This window comes from Azospirillum sp. A23 (genome assembly GCF_042938965.1).
GTDB lineage: Bacteria > Pseudomonadota > Alphaproteobacteria > Azospirillales > Azospirillaceae > Azospirillum > Azospirillum melinis.
Map to the genome: position 1 here is coordinate 398,926 of NZ_CP170668.1, position 19,148 is coordinate 418,073.

Below are 19,148 nucleotides of genomic sequence, written 5' to 3' on the forward strand. Positions count from 1 at the left end.
CCCTCCGCCCGTTTTCCGTTCAGCTTCTGCCCGTTCGCCGTCAGGCGATGGTCAGCGTCGCGTTGCGCTGGGCCGCATCGTCCACGGCGAAGGCGGCGCCGGTGGCGGGGGCGAGCGGTGCGGCGACGCGGCCCTCTTCATAGCCCTCGGCGACATAGTGGGCGGTCGCCGCTTGCAGGTCGCTGCCGAAGGCCGCCTGCAGATCCGGATAGCGCGCCAGATAGGACTGCGCGTCGAAGCCCAGGCTCCGCCCCTCGGTCCGGCCGATGGTGGCGTAATGCAGTGCCGCCGCCGTCGGATCGTTGCCGAAGGCCTGGATCAGGTCGGGGTTGGCGGCCAGATAGGACTCCGCATCGAAATCGAACCGGCGATTCTCGTTGCGGCCGGTCTCGATGTAATGGCGGGTGGCGTCGGCCGTGTTGGTGCCAAAGGCCGCGGCCAGATCGGGGTTGTCGGCCAGATAGCCGGCGGCATTGAAGGTCAGCGACCGCCCCTCGCTCCAGCCGAAGGAGCGGTAGTGGTCGAAGGCGGCCTCGCTGTCCATCCCATAGGCGGCGACGAGGTCCGGATTGGCGGCGAGATAGGACAGGCCGTCAAACACCGGGGCCGAGGCACCGGCCACCGTCTGGTCGGTGTACTGGATGAACTCGACGTTGGTCAGCCGGTCATAGCCGTTGGCGTCGATCACATAGATCTCGCCATTGTGTTTGACGGCGCCGCTGTCGGCCAGCGAGGCGTGGCGGACGACCGTGTCGTTGCTGCCGTCGCCGCCGTCGATGACATTGACGCCGCTGCCGCCATCCAGCAGGTCGTCGCCCATGCCGCCCTTGATGGTGTCGTCGCCGGCATAGCCGCGCAGCGTGTCGTTGAGCTCCGACCCGGACAGGCTGTCATTGCCTCCCAGCAGGGCGGCGCGGATCGCCTCCGGGCTGGTGCCGGTGCTCGCCCAGTTCAGAGCCGTCGCCACCGGCAGGTTCAGATCCGACACCGCCACGTCGAGAACGCCGTTGCTCGCGTTGGTGACGCTGGTGACCGTGCCCCCGGTCAGGGCCTTGGTGAGCGGATCATAGGTGAAATTGCCGCGCAAATCGGTGAACCGGTTGCCGGGATAGGTGATGACGAGCTGGTCGGGCGTGGCACCGGTGATCGTGCCGCCCTGGATGTTCGTCACATCAAGCGCGTCGGTGTTGAGGCTGGACTGGGAACCGGCGCTGACCGAAACCATTCGGACTCTCCTTCACCTTTTCGTGTTCGACCAAAGGCTTTGCAGCCTTGCAGGAAGAACACCAAAGGAGGGGAAGTGTCCCGACGGGATTGGCCGTGCGGTAGGACGGCCCCCTTTGCTCCCCGCGCCACCGCCCGGATCCTTTCGCGCCCTGCCAAAAGTGGAAACCGGAAGCGGACGCGGATTGCGGGCACGGCGGCAATGACGGGTTTGTGATAAGCTGCTGCCCGCAGGGAGCGAAAATCAAGAATCGGAGGCGCAAAGCCCCATGGAAAGCTGGTTCATCCTGGCCGCGTCGCTGGCCTATTTGTTGTCGCTGTTTGCCATCGCATGGTACGGCGACCGGACCGGCACCCATGGCGGCGACCGGCGCACGCCCTGGCTCTATGCCCTGAGTTTCGGCGTCTATTGCACCTCCTGGACCTTCTACGGCGCGGTCGGACGGGCGGCGACCGGTGGTTTCTACTTCCTGCCCATCTATATCGGACCGATCCTGATGATCGGGCTGGGCTGGCCGGTGCTGGCCCGCATCGTCCGGGTGGCGAAGTCGGAGAATGTCGTCTCGATCTCCGACTTCCTGTCGGCGCGCTACGGCAAGAGCCGCAGCTTGGCGGCACTCGTCACCGTCGCCGCGGTGATCGGGCTGCTGCCCTACATCGCCCTGCAATTGAAGGCGATCAGCGTCAGCTTCGAAATCCTGGCCGGGGCGTCGCTGGGCACCGATCTCAGCCAGATGCCGGGCGGGACGGCGCTGATGGCGGCGCTGCTGATGGCGGCCTTCGCCATCCTGTTCGGCGTGCGCAGCGTGTCGGCCAACGAACATCACCGCGGCCTGATGATGGCCATCGCCGCGGAGTCGGTGGTGAAGCTGGCCGCGGCGCTGGGCGTGGGCGGGGCCATCGCCTTTTCCGTCTTCGGCGACCCGGCGACCTTCTTCGATGCCGCCGTGCGCCATCCGGGCTTTCTGGAGCTGATCCGGATGGACAGCATCGGCACCGACTGGTGGGTGGCCTGCCTGTTGTCGGGGTTGGCGATCCTGTGCCTGCCGCGCCAGTTCCACGTCGCGGTGGTGGAGAACACCCATGGCGGCGACGTGCGGTCATCGGCGAAGCTGTTCCCGGCCTATCTGGTCGCCATCAACATCTTCGTCCTGCCGGTGGCGCTGGCCGGGCTGATGCTGTTTCCGGACGGCACGACGAATGCCGACACCTTCATGGTGTCGATCCCCTTGAGCCAGGGCTGGCCTTGGCTGGCGCTGGCCGCCTTCATCGGCGGTCTGTCGGCCGCCACCAGCATGATCCTGGTGGAGATGGTGGCGCTCAGCACCATGATCTGCAACGACGTCGCCGTCCCGCTGCTGATGGCGTTGCGCCCGGACGACCGGCGGCTGCGCGACGATCCGGCGGGGATCCTGCTGCTGGTGCGGCGGTCGGCGGTGATCGTGCTGGTTCTGCTGTCCTATGGCTGCTACCGGCTGATCGGCCCGGCCTTTCCGCTGGCGACCATCGGCATGATGAGCTTCACCGCGGTGGCGCAGTTCGCCCCGGCCCTGCTGGGCGGGCTGATCTGGAGCCGCGCCAGCCGCAGCGGCGCCTTCGCCGGCATCTGCGCCGGATTCGTCGGCTGGGCCTACACCATGCTGCTGCCGTCCTTCGCCGATGCCGGATGGCTGGCCTCCAGCGCCTTGCGCGAGGGACCGTTCGGCCTGACCGGCCTCAGCCCGGTGGCGCTCGCCGGCATCGCCGGCATCGATCCGCTGACCAATGCCGCCCTGTGGAGCCTGGGGCCGAACTTCCTGCTGTTCGTCGTGGTCTCGCTGCTGACCCGTCCATCGACGCTGGAGCGCCAGCAGGCCGCCCGCTTCATGAGCCTGCGCCGCGCCTCCGACGGTGAGCCGCATGGGCCGCGCGGCGCCACGCTGGCCGACCTGCACGATCTGGCCCTGCGCTATGTCGGGCAATCGCGCGCCGATGCCGCCTTTCGCCGCTTCACCGGCGTGGCCGACGGCGACCTGCGCACCGCGCTGCTGATGCGCACCGATGGCGAGGCGATCCAACTGACCGAGCGTCTGCTCGCCGGCGCCGTCGGGTCGGCGTCTGCCCGCGTCGTGGTGGCCGGACTGCTGTCCGACCGCCGGCTGTCGCGCACCGATGCGCGGTCGATCATCGACGAAGCCTCGCGCGCCATCCTGAAGCAGCACGAACTGCTGCGCGCCACCGTGGAGAATGTGCCCCAGGGCATCGCCGTGTTCGACGAGGACTGGCGCGTCGCCACCTGGAACAACCAGTTCGTCGTCCTGCTGGAGCTGCCGGACGGCTTCGTCCAGGTCGGCACTTCGTTGCAGGACATCGTCGGACTGATCGCCCGGCGCGGCGAATATGGCCGCAACGGCGAGATCGAGACCCTGCTGGAGCGCCGGTCCGATCCGCGCCGCCGCAACAAGCCCGACGTCTATGAGCGGGTGCGGCCCGACGGCACGGTGCTGGAGATCGCCACCAACCCGATGCCGGGTCAAAGGCCCGGTGGACGGCCCGGCAGCGGCGGCTTCGTCGCCGTCTACACCGACGTCACCGAACGCCACCGCGCCGCCGCCGCCCTGCGCGAGGCCAACGAAACGCTGGAACGCCGCATCGAGGAGCGCACCCACGCCCTGTCGGAAGCGAAGGCGGAGGCCGAGCGCGCCAACCGCGGCAAGACCCGCTTCCTGGCCGCCGCCAGCCACGACCTGCTGCAACCGCTGCACGCCGCCCGGCTGTTCCTGTCGGCTCTGGGCGAACGCAACGGCGATAGCGCCATCCGCCAGATCGACACCTCACTGCGGTCGGTGGAAACGATCTTGGGCGATCTGCTGGACGTGTCGAAGATCGACAGCGGCGTAGTGAAGCCGAACCCGGTGCCGATGCGGATCGAGGAACTGCTGAAGCCGCTGGGCGAGGAATTCACCGTGCTGGCCAGCCGCCACGGGCTGGGGCTGCGGGTGGTCGACTGCTCCGCCATCGTCCGCAGCGATCCGACGCTGCTGCGGCGCATCCTCCAGAACTATCTCGCCAATGCGGTGCGCTACACCCGCACCGGCCGCATCCTGCTGGGCTGCCGGCGGCGGGGAGGTTTCCTGTCCATCGAGGTGTGGGACACCGGGCCCGGCATCCCCGAACACAAGGTGCCGGAAATCTTCATGGAGTTCCGCCAGCTCGACAACGACGGCGACGATCGGGGCGACCGCGGCAAGGGGCTGGGGCTGGGTCTCGCCATCGTCGAGCGTCTGGCCGGCATCCTTGGCCATACGGTGCAGGTGCGCTCCAAGGTCGGGCGGGGCAGCGCCTTCTCCGTGCTGGTACCGCTGACCGACGAACCGGTCGCCGCCCGTGCCGTCGTGGTCCGCCCGCGCGGCCGCGACCTGCGCGGCGTGCTGGTCCTTTGCCTGGAGAACGAGCCGGCCATCGCCCGCGCCACCGAGGATCTGCTGTCCAGCTGGTCCTGCCGCGTCGTCACCGCCGTCGCCCCCGACCTCGCGCTGGCGAAGCTGGAGGGGCGGACGCCCGACGTGATCCTGACCGACTATCACCTCGACCGCAGCCTGACCGGCGTGGAGGCTTTGCGGACCCTGCGCGCCTCGCTGGGCAGCGACATCCCCGCCGCCGTCGTCACCGCCGACCGCGACGCCGCCGTGCGCGAGGACATCGAGGCGGCCGGCTGCCGGCTGCTGTACAAGCCGGTGCGTCCGGGCGCGCTGCGGGCATTGCTGGGCCAACTGCTCGCGGAAAGGCAGCGGATGGCCGGTTAGCCGCACCGAAATTAAACCGCACAGAAATTGAGATTATTGACGGTTGAAACGCGGAGCCATACGGTTCCGGGGCATCGACCGTCACGGCCAGCCTTGGAACTTTCGGTCAACGGACTCCACGATCCGAACAGGCCCCGTCAGGCAGGATGCGAATACTGGGGAGGCACCTTGCGGCTTCGTCCGGAACCGTCGGGAGGACTCGGTTCCGCAAAAGGACGCAGCGGCGGCGCCGACGACATGTATTGACGTGCAATGACGGAACGAAAGGATTGCCCTTCCATGGTGAATCCCACGGCGGCAAATTCCACGACACATTCGACTGCGGAACTTGAGGCGCTGCTGATGCAGCGTCCGCTGACCGATGCCGAGCTTCAGGCTACGGCGGAAGCGGCGGCGGACTTCCGCATCCTCCCCGATGCCACGGTGATCAAGATCGGCGGACAGAGCGTCATCGACCGCGGCCGGGCGGCGGTCTACCCGCTGGTGGACGAGATCGCGGCGGCGCGCAAGGCCCACAAGCTGCTGATCGGCACCGGCGCCGGCACCCGCGCCCGGCACCTCTATTCCATCGCCGCCGGCCTCGGCCTGCCGGCCGGCGTGCTGTCGCAGCTCGGCGCCTCGGTCGCCGACCAGAATGCCGCCATGCTGGGGCAGTTGCTCGCCAAGCATGGCGTCTCCGCCGTGGACGGCGCCGGCCTGTCGGCGGTTCCGCTCTATCTGGCGGAGGTGCATGCCGTGGTCTTCAGCGGCATGCCGCCCTACACGCTGTGGATGCGTCCTCCAGCCAACGGCGTCATCCCGCCCTACCGCACCGACGCCGGCTGCTTCCTGGTCGCCGAGCAGTTCGGCTGCAAGCGGATGATCTATGTGAAGGACGAGAACGGGCTCTACACTGCCAACCCGAAAACATCCAAGGATGCGACCTTCATTCCGAAGATTTCGGTCGACGAGATGAAGGCGAAGGGGCTTCAGGACTCGATCCTGGAATTCCCGGTGCTCGACCTGCTGAAGGCCGCGCGCCATGTCCGCGAGGTGCAGATCGTCAATGGTCTGGTCCCCGGCAACCTGACCCGCGCACTCGCCGGCGAGCATGTCGGCACCATCATCACCGCGAGCTGAGGAGGCGGGACATGTCCGAGACCATCAACACCATCAAGCATGTGGCCTCGCCGCTCGCGCGGCAGACCCTTCTCAACGACGACCTGACCCGTCCGGTCGCCGGCGGCCGGCCGATCGCGCTGCTGCCCTGGCTGCATGTGGTGAAGATCGGCGGCCGGTCGATCATGGACCGCGGCCGCGACGCGATCCTGCCGGTCGTCGAGGAAATCCGCCGCATCCTGCCGGAACACCGTCTGCTGATCCTGACCGGGGCCGGCATCCGCGCCCGCCATCTCTACAGCGTCGGGCTCGATCTCGGCCTGCCGGTCGGCTCGCTGGCGCCGCTGGCGGCGAGCGAGGCCGGGCAGAACGGCCACATCCTGGCCTCGCTGCTGGCACCGGACGGCGTCTCCTATGTGGAGCATCCGACCATCGCCAGCCAGTTGGCCGTCCATCTGTCGGCGGCCCGTGCGGTGGTGGGCAGCGCCTTCCCGCCCTACCACCATCACGAATTCCCGACCTCGCGCATTCCATCCCACCGGGCCGACACCGGGGCCTTCCTGCTGGCCGACGCGCTGGGGGCCGCCAGCCTGACCATCGTCGAGGATGTGAACGGCATTTATAGCACCGATCCCAACGGTGCGGACGGTGCTGCGGCCCGTCTGCTGCCGGAGATCACGGCCGCCGATCTGGCTGCCCATGACGGTCCCCTGCCGGTGGACCGGGCATTCGTCGAGGTGCTGGCGAACGCCCGCCACATCACCCGCGTCCAGCTGGTGAACGGCCTGGTTCCGGGACGGCTGACCGCCGCACTGCGCGGCGAGCATGTCGGCACCATGATCCACACCGGCGCCCGCCGGGTTTGACCGCCAGGGATTGAAGTCCAGTAATTGAAGTCCCGCAATTGAAACCAGGGCAGCGGGCGTGCCGGCAGCGATCCGGTGCGCCCGCCTCTACTCCACCGGCGGCGGCGGTACAGCGGACAGCGCCAATTGGCTCGCCAGCACGGCGGCCTGGGTGCGGGTCAGCACGCCCAGCTTGCGCAGGATCGTGGTGACGTGCGCCTTCACCGTCGTTTCGGCGACGTTCATCTCATAGGCGATCTGTTTGTTCAGCTTGCCTTCGGCGATGCCGGCGAGGACGCGGAGCTGCTGGGGCGTCAGGGTGGCGGCGCGCTGCGCCGGGTCGGGGGCTTCGGTTTCCGGACCGCCGTTGATCTCCGGCAGCCACAGCTCGCCGTCCAGCACGGCGTGGATCGCCTCGACGATCTGGGTGTTCGGCGCCGACTTGGGCACGAAGCCGGAGGCGCCATAATCGATGGAACGTTGAATCGTCACCGGATCCTCCGATGCCGAGACCACGATCACCGGGATCGCCGGATGTTCGGACCGCAGCATCATCAGGCCGATCAGGCCGCTCATGCCGGGCATGTGCAGGTCCAGCAGGATGATGTCCGGCGGCTCCCCGGTGTCCAGCAGCGGCTTGATCTGTTCGAACCGCGACGCTTCCAGAATCACGGCGCCGGCAATCGCCTGACCGATGGTCTGGGTCAAGGCGGTGCGCATCAGCGGGTGGTCGTCGGCAATCAGGATGCGGTGCGACATTGATTTTCCGAGAATGGAATTTCCGGACAAGGATAGTCCGGGTTTAAAACGGTTCCACCAGTATCCCCTTGCAGCCGACCGTTGACAACTGCGCCCAATGCCGCGCGTCGACGTTTCCGGTGGATTTCCCTTCATCCGTCCGCGGACGGAATGGCACCGGCGCTGGTGCGTTCGTGGATGGCCTGACGGCGGAAGCGGTACAGCTCGGCCGGTCGGCCGCCGGTCTGGCTTTCATACTGGCCGGTGGGCTCGACGAAGCCGCCGGTGATCATCAGGCGGCGGAAATTCTGCTTGTGCACCCGCTCACCCGACAGCGCCTCCACCACCAGCTGGAGCTGGTGCAGGGTGAAGGTCGGCGGCAGCAGTTCGAACACGATGGGGCGGTAGCGCAGCTTGCCGCGCAGTCGCTCCAGCGCGGTTGCCAGGATGCGCCGGCCATCGCGCGCCATCGGCCGGCCGAGCGCGCGCGGCATCGGCCCGCCGGCCGACACCGACGGGTCGATCCGGGCTGCGAGATCACGGTCGCGGAAGGACTCCACCACCAGCCCGGCCTCGTAAAGCAGTTCGAACCGCTCCAGCACGCGTTCCATGTCCCAGTCGGCACCGTCCAGGCCGAAGGCCATCTGGGCGCGTTCGGCCCGGCGCAGCCGGGTCTCCTCGTCGGGTGCCGAGGCGATCCAGCCGCCGAGCGCCGGGGCGATCACGCCATCCAGCAGCGGCGGGCGCTGGTCGCGCCAGTCCTCCCACGGGAAATGGTCGTAGAGATCACGCCATTCGGCCGAGCCGCCACCGCCCAGGGGGCCGTCCCGGACCAGCGCCAGATATCCGACCACGACCGAGCGCGGCCCGCCGAACAGCTCGTGCGGGTCGCGGTAACGGTCGCCGAAGGTGTAGAGCTGCTCGACATAGCGGAGCGCCAGGCCCGACAGTCCCTCCGCCACCGCGCGGACACCGTCCTGCAAGGTGCGGAAGCGATCGGGTTCGAAGGGCGCGCCGGGCAGCGCGTCACGATGTGGCAAGGGCTCGTCGCCGCGCCGGTGGTTGTCCGGCACGGCAAAGCCGCTGCGCACCGTCACGACGCGCGGCGTCCCGCCGGTCACCGCCACGATGGCGACCGACAGGCCCAGTTGGAGAGATTGGGTCACGGTGCGCCCCTCTCCTTTCGAAGAGGGGGCGGCCGATGGTGTGGGGTCAACGCTTGTCCAACGGGACGAAGGGACGGGCGGCGTGGCCGGTGAAGAGCTGGCGGGGACGGCCGATCTTCTGGGCCGGATCCTCGATCATCTCCTTCCACTGGCTGATCCAGCCGACGGTGCGGGCCAGCGCGAACAGCACGGTGAACATGCTGGTCGGGAAGCCCATCGCCTTCAGGATAATGCCCGAGTAGAAATCGACGTTCGGATAGAGCTTCTTCTCGATGAAGTACTCGTCCGACAGGGCGATCCTCTCCAGCTCCATCGCGATGGCCAGATGCGGCTCGTCCTGGATGCCCAGGCGGTCGAGAACCTGATAGCAGGTCTCGCGCATGATCTTGGCGCGCGGATCGTAGTTCTTGTAGACGCGGTGGCCGAAGCCCATCAGGCGGAAGCTGTCGTTCTTGTCCTTGGCACGGCGGACGAACTCGGGGATACGCTCCACCGAGCCGATCTCCTCCAGCATCTTCAGCACGGCCTCGTTCGCGCCGCCATGGGCCGGACCCCACAGGGCCGCGATGCCCGACGCAATGCAGGCGAACGGGTTGGCGTGCGACGAGCCGGCCAGACGGACGGTGGAGGTCGAGGCGTTCTGCTCGTGGTCGGCATGCAGGATGAAGATCTTGTCCATCGCTTCCGACAGGACCGGATCGACCTTCCATTCCTCGCACGGCGTGCCGAACGTCATGTACAGGAAGTTCTCCGCGTAGGACAGGTCGTTGCGCGGATACATGAAGGGCTCGCCGACCGTGTATTTATGGGCCATGGCGGCCATGGTCGGCATCTTGGCGATCAGGCGGTGCGCGGCGATCTTGCGCTGCACCGGATCGAAGATGTCGGTGGAGTCGTGATAGAAGGCCGACAGGGCACCGACGACGCCGCACATGATCGCCATCGGGTGGGCGTCGCGGCGGAAGCCGCTGTAGAACTTGGCCAGCTGCTCGTGCACCATCGTGTGGTAGGTGATGGTGCGCTCGAAATCGGCCTTCTGCTGCGGGTTGGGCAGTTCGCCGTTCAGCAGCAGATGGCAGACCTCAAGGAAATCGCAATTCTCGGCAAGGTCGGCGATGGCGTAGCCGCGGTGCAGCAGGACGCCCTCGTCGCCGTCGATGTAGGTGATGGCCGAATCGCAGGCGGCGGTGGAGGTGAAGCCGGGGTCGTAGGTGAAATAGCCGGTTTCGGCGTAGAGCTTGCGAATGTCGATCACGTTGGGACCGGTGGACCCGCCGAGCAGCGGCAGCTTCAAAGTCTTGCCGGTGGCGTCGTCGGTCAGCGTGACGGTGCCGACCTGGGTCACATCGCCATGCGGCGTGTGCTTGCTCGATTCCATGACCTTTTCACACTCCTTGCTGGCCGGCTGGGCGGCGGCTCGCGGCCTCCGCTGCCGGACCTTGGTGGTTGGCCCGACTTTGGCACGCACTGGGACTGCGCGCTTCGGCACCCTGCGGGGCGCCGCGCCGTCTTCTCCCGGTCTCCTTGGACGGAGACGTCTTCCTTCAACCCTCCGAAGGATAGGCCGGATGCGGAACACGCACCCATCCTGGTCGTTGACTCCTCCGGAAGATTGCAGAGGCAGAAGATAGCAGAGGACATCATGACCGACACGCCTCAAACGCGCACCCCCTCCGAAGGAATGCCCCAGCCGAAGAAATCCGGTGCGATATCCGGGGCGGACACCCATGACCAGACCCCGGCCGGCGAGCGCTCCCCGCGCGAGGACATGACGAAGACGCCGGGCGACGGCACGTTGCAGGACGCCACCCCGGCCGGATTGTCGTCGAAGGAACTGCGGGAGCGGGCGGAGGACACCGACGGCTCGACCCAGCCCGGCACCGGCTGACGCCGGTTCCGGACAGTCGCGGCGCACCGGCTTCAGCCCGCCGGCCTCACACCACTGGCCGCGGCACGCCGGTGCGCTCGCGCAAGCTCCGCTCCAGCCGCGCGGCCTCGCGCAACAGGACCGGCAGAAGCCGGGCCGCCTGATCCCTGTCGCCGTTGCGGCAGAGAACCTCCATGCGCCAGGCGATATGCATGACCGCCATGCCGCCGAAGCTGCCGGCGAGACTGGACAGGTCGTGCGCCTCCTGGGCCAGCGCACGCAGGTCGACGGTGCCGGCCGGCATGGCATCATCCATCGCCGACAGCCGCTCCAGCCGGTGCGAGACATCTTCAAGGAAGCTGTCGACGATCAGCGCCAGGCTGTCGGCGCCCACCGTTTCCACCAGATCGTCCAGCACCGCCTCGTCCAGCGCCTCGCCGTCCTCGCCGCTGCCGTCATCGTTCCCGGCGGCGCTGCCCCGATCGCTCCCCTTGCCCGCCTCCGCCGCAGCGGCCGGCGGCTCCGCCGTGCCGATCCAGCGATCCAGCGCGGACAGCAGGCCGGCGCGGCTGATCGGCTTGGTCAGATAATCGCTCATCCCCGCACGCAGACACAGTTCGCGCGTTCCGGGCATGGCATCGGCGGTCAGGGCGATGATGGGCAGGGCGGCCAGCGCGCCGCCGCGCGCACGGATCGCCTGGGCAGCCTCCAGCCCGTCCATTCCCGGCATCTGGACATCCATCAGCACAAGATCGATGCCGCCGCGGCAGGCCGCCGCCACCGCCTGCTCGCCATCCTCCGCCACCTCCACCGTGTAGCCCAGCCGGCGCAGCAGGGTGGTGGCGAACAGCTGGTTGGTGCGGTTGTCCTCCGCCAGCAGGATGCGGCCGCGGCGGGGCACGTCCTCCACCTTCGCTTCGGCCGGCGGAGCGGCAGACGCGGCGGGGGCCGCAGCGGCGAACAGCCCGGTCAGGCAGGCGGCCAGCGAACTCTGGCGCAGCGGACGGTTCAGGATCGCATGGGCCAAACCGGGCGCCGGTCCGCTTTCGCTGCGCACCGCCGGACCCAGCGTGACGATCAGCACGCGTCGCGTCCCGATCAGCGCCGGATCGCCGGCGACCGTCGCCAGCAGCGTATCGCCGCCCATGCCGGGCATGGTCTGGTCGGCCAGCACCACGTCGAAGGGACGGCCGCCGGCTGCCCCGCGCCGCAACGCCTCCAGCGCGTCGGGCCCGTTCTCCACACAGGTCGGCCGGGCACCCAGGCTGTCAAGCATCGAGGCCAGGACCCGGCGGTTCACCGCCAGATCGTCCACCACCAGCACGCTGCGCCCGGCCAGCGGCTGTTCGGCCGGCGGCAGAGCCTCTTCCGACAGGGCCAGCGGCAGGTCGACCAGGAAACGGCTGCCGATGCCCAGGCTGCTTTCCACCGCGATGCTGCCGCCCATCAGTTCCGACAGCTGACGGCAGATCGCCAGCCCAAGGCCGGTTCCGCCGAACTTGCGGGTGATCGAGCCGTCCACCTGCTGGAACTTGTTGAACAGGGTCGGCATCGCTTCGGCGGGGATGCCGATGCCGGTATCGGTGACGGTGATGCGCAGCACCAGATGGGCGTCGGTGGCGTCCAGCACCTCCAGTTCCACCGCGACGGAGCCCTGGTCGGTGAACTTCACCGCGTTTCCGACCAGATTGACCAGGATCTGCCGGATGCGCGTCGGATCGCCCAGCAGGGTGCGGCGCAGCAGCGGATCGATGTAGAAGCCGATCTCGATCCCCTTCTCGTGGGCGCGGGGCGTCAGCAGTTCCACCACCCCTTCCACCAGATCGGCGGCGTCGAAGGGCAGCGTTTCGATGGTGACCCGGCCGGCCTCCAGCTTGGAGATGTCGAGGATATCGTTGATGATGGTCAGCAGCGCATTGGACGAGCTGCGGATGGCCTGGGCGAACTGGCGCTGCTCGTCGGTCAGCGGGGTGTCGAACAGCAGCTCCGTCATGCCCTGGATGCCGTTCATCGGCGTGCGGATCTCGTGGCTCATCGCCGCCAGGAATTCCGATTTCGCCTGGGTCGCCGCCTCGGCACGGGCGCGCAGGGCGTCGGCCTCCTCGCGGGCGGCGTCGAGCCCTTCGGCCAGCGCGCACATGTCGGCGGCCTGGCGCTGCAACTCCGCCTCGAAGCGCTTGCGTTCGGTGATGTCGGTGCGGGTGCAGACCAGCGAGCCGTTGCTGGTCCGGTTCTCCGCCACCACGATCCAGCGGCCGTCGGGCAGTTCCCGCTCGAACGGCGCACCGGGGTTGCGGTGCTGGGCCAGTTCGGCCTGGATCCAGGTTTCATCGTTCGGCCCGTCCGGATTGCCGGCGAACTCGCCGTTCGCCACGGCGGCGCGCAGAATATCTTCGAACGGGCGGCCGGGAACCATCAGCGGCGCCGTCAGCGGATGGGCTTCGCGATAGCGCTCGTTGCACAGGATCAGCCGGTCGTCGGCATCGAAATAGGCCAGCCCCTCCGGCACCGCTTCGATCGCATCGTCCAGCGTCTGCTTGGCGAGCCTCAGCTCCTCTTCCGTCAGCTTGTCGCGCGAGATGTCGGTATGGGCGCCGACCATGCGCACGACGCGCCCCTCGGCGTCGCGGATGTGGATGGCGCGGCTGAGGATGTAGACGGTGTGGCCCTGCTTGTGGCGGAAGCGCTGCACCGCCTCGAATTTCGGGATCAGCCCGGCATTGTAGGCGCGGACCATCTCCAGCGCGGCGATCCGGTCCTCCTCGAAGATCAGGCCGGCCCACATGTCCAGGCTGTTTGCCAGTTCGCAGTCGCGGTAGCCGAGCTGCTCCTTCCAGGTGGGGGAGAACCAGATCCCACCGCCTTCCAGGTTCCAGTCCCAGATGCCGTCCCGCGTCGCCTGGACGGTGAGGTCGAGAAGCTCGCGGTTCGACCGCAGCTCCGCCTCCTCCCGCTTGGCGTCGGTGATGTCCTGGACGACGCCGAGCAGGCCGACCGGCCGGCCATCGTCGCCGCATTCGGCCATGCCGCGGATGAAGACATGGCGCAGCGCCCCGCCGGGCCGGAGGACGCGTGCCTCGATTGAAAACCCCTCGCCGGTTTTCCGCGCACGCTCGACCAGATCGGCCAGAGGCTTGCGGTCGTCGGGGTGGTAACAGGCGCGCGACAGCTCGACGGTCGGCTGTTGCTGCTGCGGCGGCAGGCCCAGGATGCGATAGACCTCGTCGGACCAGCGGCGGGCATCGGTGACGAAGTCGATGTACCAGTGGCCGAACTGGCCGATCTCCTCGGCGAGATTCAGCAGGCGCGACCGGTCGCGCAGCTCCGCTTCCGCCCGCTCGCGCCGGGTAACCTCGCGGCGCAGCGTCATCTCGTCCACCACTAGCCGGGCGAGCTGGGCCAGCGTCTCCGCCTCGCGGGCATCGAAGCCGTCACGGGGCCTGTCGTCGATGACGCACAGCGTCCCCAGCTTCCGCCCGTCGGCCACCAGCGGTGCGCCGGCATAGAAGCGGATGTAGGGGTCGCCGGTGACCAGCGGATTTCCGGCGAACCGCCGGTCCTTGGTCGCGTCGGGCACCACCAGCACGCCGTCGTCCAGAATGGCATGGGCGCAGAAGGCGAAGTCGCGGTGGGTTTCCGTCACCTCCAGCCCGGCGCGGCTCTTGAACCACTGGCGGTCGCGGTCGATCAGCGACACCAGCGCGATGCGGGTCCGGAAGAAATGTTGGGCCAGCCGGGTGATGTTGTCGAACCCCGGCTCGGGCGGCGTATCGAGGATGCAGTAGGAGTGCAGAACCGCCAGCCGGCCACCCTCATCGGGCGGCAGGGCCGCCGGCACCGGCCCCTCGACCGGATCCGCACTCACGCAGCCGTCTCCCCGGCGCTGCGGCCGTCGGCGATACGCCACTGCTGGAGCTTGCGGTAGATGGTGGAGGGGCTGATCTCCAGCATCAGGGCGGCGCGTGGCACATCGTCGCCGGTCAGCCGCAGCGCCTTCCGGATCATCTCCTTCTCGACCTGCCACAACGGCTGCACGGCGTCGTCCCCTTCCGGCAGATCGGCGGACGGCGAACCGCAGGCGGCGCAGGAGGCCGCAGAGCCATCCGGGCCGGCCATCGGCGGCAGCATGTCCAGGGTGACCTGCGGCCCGTCGTTCAGGACCACGACATTGCGGATAACGTTCTGCAATTGCCGTACATTGCCCGGCCAGTCATGGGCGCGCAGCCTCGCCTCCACCTCCGGCGTGAAGGCCGCCAGCGCCTTTCCCTCCTCCCGCACATAGTCGAACAGGAAGGAACGGGCGATCTCGATCACGTCATCGCCGCGGTCGCGCAGCGGCGGCAGGGCCAGCGGGATGACGTGCAGGCGGTAGTAGAGATCCTCCCGGAAACGGGCGGCCTGTACCTCCGCCAGCGGATCGCGGTTGGTGGCGGCGACGAAGCGCACATCCACCCGCTCCTCCCGGCCGCTGCCGACGGGGTTGACCGTGCCGGTCTGGACGAAGCGCAGAAGCTTGCTCTGCAGATCGAACGGCATCTCGCAGATCTCGTCCAGGAACAGCGTGCCGCCGTCGGCCAGCAGCGCCGCACCCGGCCGGTCGCCGGACGCACCGGTGAAGGCGCCCTTCACATGGCCGAAGATCTCCGATTCAAGCAGATCCTTGGGGATCGCAGCACAGTTCAGCGCGACGAAGGCGCCGTCGCGCCTGGGGCTGGCGCGGTGGATGGCCTGAGCCGCCACCTCCTTGCCGGTCCCGCTTTCGCCGGTGATGAAGACGTTGGCCCGGCTGGCGGCCACGCTCTCGATCGTGCGGTAGACCGCCTGCATCTCGGGCGAGCTGCCGATGAAGCCATGGAAGCGTCCGCGGTCCAGATCCTTGCGGTATCCCTCCACCATGCGGGCCAGGGTCCGCCGTTCCAGCGCGTTGCGCAGGGTCAGGTTCAGCCGGTCCGCGTTGAACGGCTTCACGATGAAATCGAAGGCGCCGAGCCTCATCGCCTCCACCGCCAGATCGATGGAGCCATGGGCGGTGATGATGACCACAGACACGCTTGCGTCGCGGGCATGCAGCGCCTGCAACACCTCGAGCCCGTCCATGTCCGGCAGTTTCAGGTCCAGGATCACCGCGTCGGGCGGCGAGGCGGCCGCCGCGTCCAGCGCTTCGCCCCCGCGGGTGCAATGCACGACCTCGTGCGCATCGGCGCGCAGGAACTCGATGTAGAGCTTGGCGAGCGGGACCGTATCCTCGATCAGCAGGATCCGGCGCTTCTTGGAAGTGGACAAGGAAGACAAGGGCGGCACTCGGGCAGAGTGGATAAGGCAAGTCCAGTCAGGCAGGCGGCGACATTGAGCAATGCCACAGTGTAACCCGGCCAAGAGCTTGCCGCCAGTCAGGGCAAGCCCACAGACATAGTACCTTCGCCATAACGCCCCGCCGGGCAGAGGTCCGGAACGGTCCGGGTCGTCTCACACCCCGCTGTCGATCAGGTCGGTCCGCCCGATCCGCCGCAGCGAGACCTGGACGCGGGCATTGTGCTCGCGGATCTCGCGCAGGGTCTGCAAGGTGAATTCCACATGGCCCTCGGCCGCCGCACTCGCAGCATCCGCGTCGCCGTCCAGCACCGCATTGGCGATGGCCAGATGCTGTTGCAGCAGCAGCTCGCGCACGCCCGGCCGGGAATAGAGGTCAGTGCGGTTGTAGAACACGTCGTTGCGCAGCAGGTCGGACAGCGTCCGCATGATGTGCAGCATGACGACGTTGTGCGCCGCCTCGTAGATCGCCAGATGCAGGTCGGCGTCCGAATCCGCCTCTTCCGAGCTGTCGTCCTTGCCGTGGGCGGCCTGCATCCGGGCGACGATGGTGCGGATGCCGTCGCGGTCGAGGTCGGTCGCTCGCTGCGCCGCCAGCCCGGCCGCGGCCGCCTCGATGGAACGGCGGAACTCCAGATAGTCGAAGGACGCGTCCGGCTTGTTGCGCATCAGCGTCATCAGCGGATCGGCGATCTGCGACAGGAAGCTGGCGACATGGGTGCCGCCGCGCCCGCTGACCAGCAGGCCGCGCTCCTCCAGCTTGGCGATGGCGTCGCGCAGCGACGGGCGGGATACGTCCAGCTTCACCGCCAGCTCGCGTTCGGCCAGCAGCTTTTCCCCCGGACGCAGCGCGCCTTCCAGAATCAGCCGTTCCAGATGCTCGGCAATGGCGTCGGCCAGCTTGGCCGGTTTGATCGTCCCCTGCATTGGGTGGGCGGCCTCTCCCTGTGCGTCCCGATCCTCTTCAATAGCGATGGACGCAACAGTCGTCCAGAGCGGCGGCGACCGGCAGGGTCGCACCCCCCTACCAAAGTTGGTCGGCTGACAAACGATTCAGCCATTGCACAGTCTGGTAAAATATTTTATCCAACTTGCACCGTATGGATAAGAGATGTCCATCGCCGCCGGACTGGCAAGGGGCTTTCCCCAAACCGGCCGGGGCGGAAAGTGCATCCACAAAGTACCGGGACAGGACGGACCAGCACCCGCAAGGGCGCATCCGCACCGCGAGCATCGGGGCCGCAAGACCCCGGCGGCGGTGAACGCTTCCGCTTTGCCGACATCCGGCCTTCCTCCCGCGCCGTCCTCCAGGCGCGGGCAGGCAGGATGCGTGCAAAATCGGCTCTCCTTCTCCCGGGACACCGTTCGGACCGACATCACTCCCCGAGAAGGAGACCCCTGACGATGAGCTGGTCGCAAGTCTACGACCCGATGAACAACATCTGGCTGTCGACGCTGTTCGCGTCGCTGCCGGTCCTGGTGATGCTGGGCGGTCTCGGCATCTTCCACATGAAGGCGCACCGCGCGGCCCTGCTGGGTCTGGCGACGGCGCTGGCGGTGGCCGTCGCCGTGTTCGGCATGCCGGTGGCGATGGCGGGAAAGACCGCGCTGCTGGGTGCGGCTTACGGTCTGCTGCCGATCGGCTGGATCGTCGTCAACATCATCTTCCTCTATCACCTGACCGAGCAGCGCGGGCAGTTCAAGATCCTGCAGGAAAGCATCACCGGCATCACCAACGACCGCCGGCTCCAGCTCCTGCTGATCGCCTTCTGCTTCGGCGCCTTCTTCGAGGGTGCCGCCGGCTTCGGCACGCCGGTCGCCGTCACCGGCGCCATGCTGATCGGGCTGGGCTTCACCCCGCTGGCTGCCTCGGGCCTGTCGTTGATCGCCAACACCGCCCCGGTCGCCTATGGTGCGCTCGGCACGCCGGTGCTGGCGCTGGCGGCGGTCACCGGCCTGCCTCTGCTGGACCTGTCGGCGATGATCGGCCGTCAGCTTCCGTTCTTCTCGGTGCTGGTGCCCTTCTGGCTGATCGTCGCCTTCGCCGGCTGGCGGGGCATGATCCAGATCTGGCCGGCCATCCTGGTCGCCGGCGTCTCCTTCGCCGTCCCGCAGTATCTGGTGTCGAACTATCACGGCCCCTGGCTGGTGGACGTCGCCGCCGCCATCGTCTCGCTGGTCTGCGTCACCCTGTTCCTGAAGGTCTGGCACCCGAAGGCGATCTGGCACACCGCCGGCGGGGCCTCCGCCATGACGCAGTCCGCCGGCGCCGCCGTGGTCGAGGGCGAGGCGCGCCGCAGCCACGGCTACAGCGCCGCGGACGTCCGCCGCGCCTGGATGCCCTGGGCGATCCTCAGCGTTCTCGTCTTCCTGTGGGGCATCCCCGAGGTCAAGGCCTTCCTCGACGGCGTGTCGATCTTCAAGTTCCCGATCGACGGCCTGCACAACATGGTGATGCGCGTTCCCCCGGTGGTGGCCAAGGCCCATCCGGAGGCCGCCGTCTACACCCTGAACTGGCTGTCCGCCACCGGCACCGGCATCTTCATCGCCGCCGTCATCTCCGGCTTCCTGATGGGCTATTCGCCGGTCGAGATGGTGAAGACCTACGGCCGCACCCTCTACGCCATCCGCAACTCGCTGCTGACCATCTCGGCGATGCTGGCGCTCGGCTACACCACCCGCTACTCGGGCCTCGACACCACGCTGGGCCTCGCCTTTGCCAACTCCGGCTTCCTCTACCCGTTCTTCGGCACCTTCCTGGGCTGGCTCGGCGTGGCGCTGACCGGGTCGGACACGGCGTCCAACGTGCTGTTCGGCAGCCTGCAGAAGGTGTCGTCGGAACAGCTCGGCCTGCCGCCGACGCTGATGGCCGCCGCCAACAGCTCGGGCGGCGTGATGGGCAAGATGATCGACGCCCAGAGCATCGTCGTCGCCGCCGTCGCCACGAAGTGGCATGGGCATGAGGGCAAGATCCTGCGCTTCGTCATCTGGCACTCGCTGGCGCTGACCGCGCTGGTCGGCCTGCTGGTGATGGCGCAGGCCTATCTCTGGCCCTTCACCCTGATGGTGATCGGCCGCTAAGCGGCCTGTCCCTTCACCTCCACGTCCTCCTCCC

General features: G+C 68.1%; 12 protein-coding genes. 5 read left to right on the forward strand and 7 right to left on the reverse strand.

The window, feature by feature from the left end; genetic code table 11:
* Window positions 1-40 precede the first annotated feature (40 nt).
* Window positions 41-1,225 carry a hypothetical protein gene (locus ABNQ40_RS32205; protein ID WP_109051708.1) on the reverse strand — a complete coding sequence of 395 codons (1,185 nt, stop codon included), beginning with the start codon at window positions 1,223-1,225 and terminating at the stop codon, window positions 41-43.
* A gap of 268 nt (window positions 1,226-1,493) precedes the next feature.
* On the opposite strand from ABNQ40_RS32205, the gene ABNQ40_RS32210 reads away from it, so the two are divergent.
* From ABNQ40_RS32210 to ABNQ40_RS32220, 3 genes are all read left to right on the forward strand, one after another.
* The gene (locus tag ABNQ40_RS32210; protein WP_109051709.1) at window positions 1,494-5,009 is read left to right on the forward strand and encodes a NahK/ErcS family hybrid sensor histidine kinase/response regulator; all 3,516 of its coding nucleotides are present in this window, start codon (window positions 1,494-1,496) and stop codon (window positions 5,007-5,009) included.
* A gap of 279 nt (window positions 5,010-5,288) precedes the next feature.
* Window positions 5,289-6,128, forward strand: coding sequence for a uridine kinase (locus tag ABNQ40_RS32215; protein ID WP_109051710.1), 840 nt, complete (start codon window positions 5,289-5,291; stop codon window positions 6,126-6,128).
* Between the two features lie 11 nt (window positions 6,129-6,139).
* Complete coding sequence (locus tag ABNQ40_RS32220) at window positions 6,140-6,973, forward strand: molybdenum storage protein subunit alpha (RefSeq protein ID WP_109051711.1); 834 nt, start codon at window positions 6,140-6,142, stop codon at window positions 6,971-6,973.
* An 87-nt stretch (window positions 6,974-7,060) separates the two neighbouring features.
* On the opposite strand, the gene ABNQ40_RS32225 is transcribed toward ABNQ40_RS32220, so the two are convergent.
* The 3 genes from ABNQ40_RS32225 to gltA form a co-directional block, all read right to left on the reverse strand.
* Complete coding sequence (locus ABNQ40_RS32225) at window positions 7,061-7,711, reverse strand: response regulator transcription factor (protein WP_109051712.1); 651 nt, start codon at window positions 7,709-7,711, stop codon at window positions 7,061-7,063.
* Window positions 7,712-7,842: 131 nt separating this feature from the next.
* On the reverse strand, window positions 7,843-8,856 hold the full coding sequence (locus tag ABNQ40_RS32230) for a hypothetical protein (protein WP_109051713.1): 1,014 nt from the start codon (window positions 8,854-8,856) through the stop codon (window positions 7,843-7,845).
* A 46-nt stretch (window positions 8,857-8,902) separates the two neighbouring features.
* Complete coding sequence (gene gltA, locus ABNQ40_RS32235) at window positions 8,903-10,234, reverse strand: citrate synthase (RefSeq protein WP_391349190.1); 1,332 nt, start codon at window positions 10,232-10,234, stop codon at window positions 8,903-8,905.
* 264 nt (window positions 10,235-10,498) lie between these two features.
* On the opposite strand from gltA, the gene ABNQ40_RS32240 reads away from it, so the two are divergent.
* Window positions 10,499-10,744, forward strand: a complete 246-nt coding sequence (locus ABNQ40_RS32240) for a hypothetical protein (protein ID WP_109490942.1) — start codon at window positions 10,499-10,501, stop codon at window positions 10,742-10,744.
* A 46-nt stretch (window positions 10,745-10,790) separates the two neighbouring features.
* Here the strand turns inward: ABNQ40_RS32240 and ABNQ40_RS32245 are convergent, their stop codons facing one another.
* From ABNQ40_RS32245 to ABNQ40_RS32255, 3 genes are all read right to left on the reverse strand, one after another.
* A complete protein-coding gene (locus ABNQ40_RS32245; RefSeq protein ID WP_247879797.1) occupies window positions 10,791-14,588 on the reverse strand; it encodes a response regulator in 3,798 nt (1,265 codons plus the stop codon).
* Window positions 14,585-16,006: a sigma-54 dependent transcriptional regulator gene (locus ABNQ40_RS32250; RefSeq protein ID WP_109049985.1), complete on the reverse strand. Its 1,422-nt coding sequence runs from the start codon at window positions 16,004-16,006 to the stop codon at window positions 14,585-14,587. The genes ABNQ40_RS32245 and ABNQ40_RS32250 overlap by 4 nt, the downstream gene beginning before the upstream one ends.
* A gap of 183 nt (window positions 16,007-16,189) precedes the next feature.
* Window positions 16,190-16,960 carry an FCD domain-containing protein gene (locus ABNQ40_RS32255; protein WP_098735201.1) on the reverse strand — a complete coding sequence of 257 codons (771 nt, stop codon included), beginning with the start codon at window positions 16,958-16,960 and terminating at the stop codon, window positions 16,190-16,192.
* Between the two features lie 477 nt (window positions 16,961-17,437).
* Here ABNQ40_RS32255 and ABNQ40_RS32260 point away from each other — a divergent pair, with 477 nt between their 5' ends.
* A complete protein-coding gene (locus tag ABNQ40_RS32260; protein ID WP_109049984.1) occupies window positions 17,438-19,114 on the forward strand; it encodes an L-lactate permease in 1,677 nt (558 codons plus the stop codon).
* Window positions 19,115-19,148: the final 34 nt, after the last annotated feature.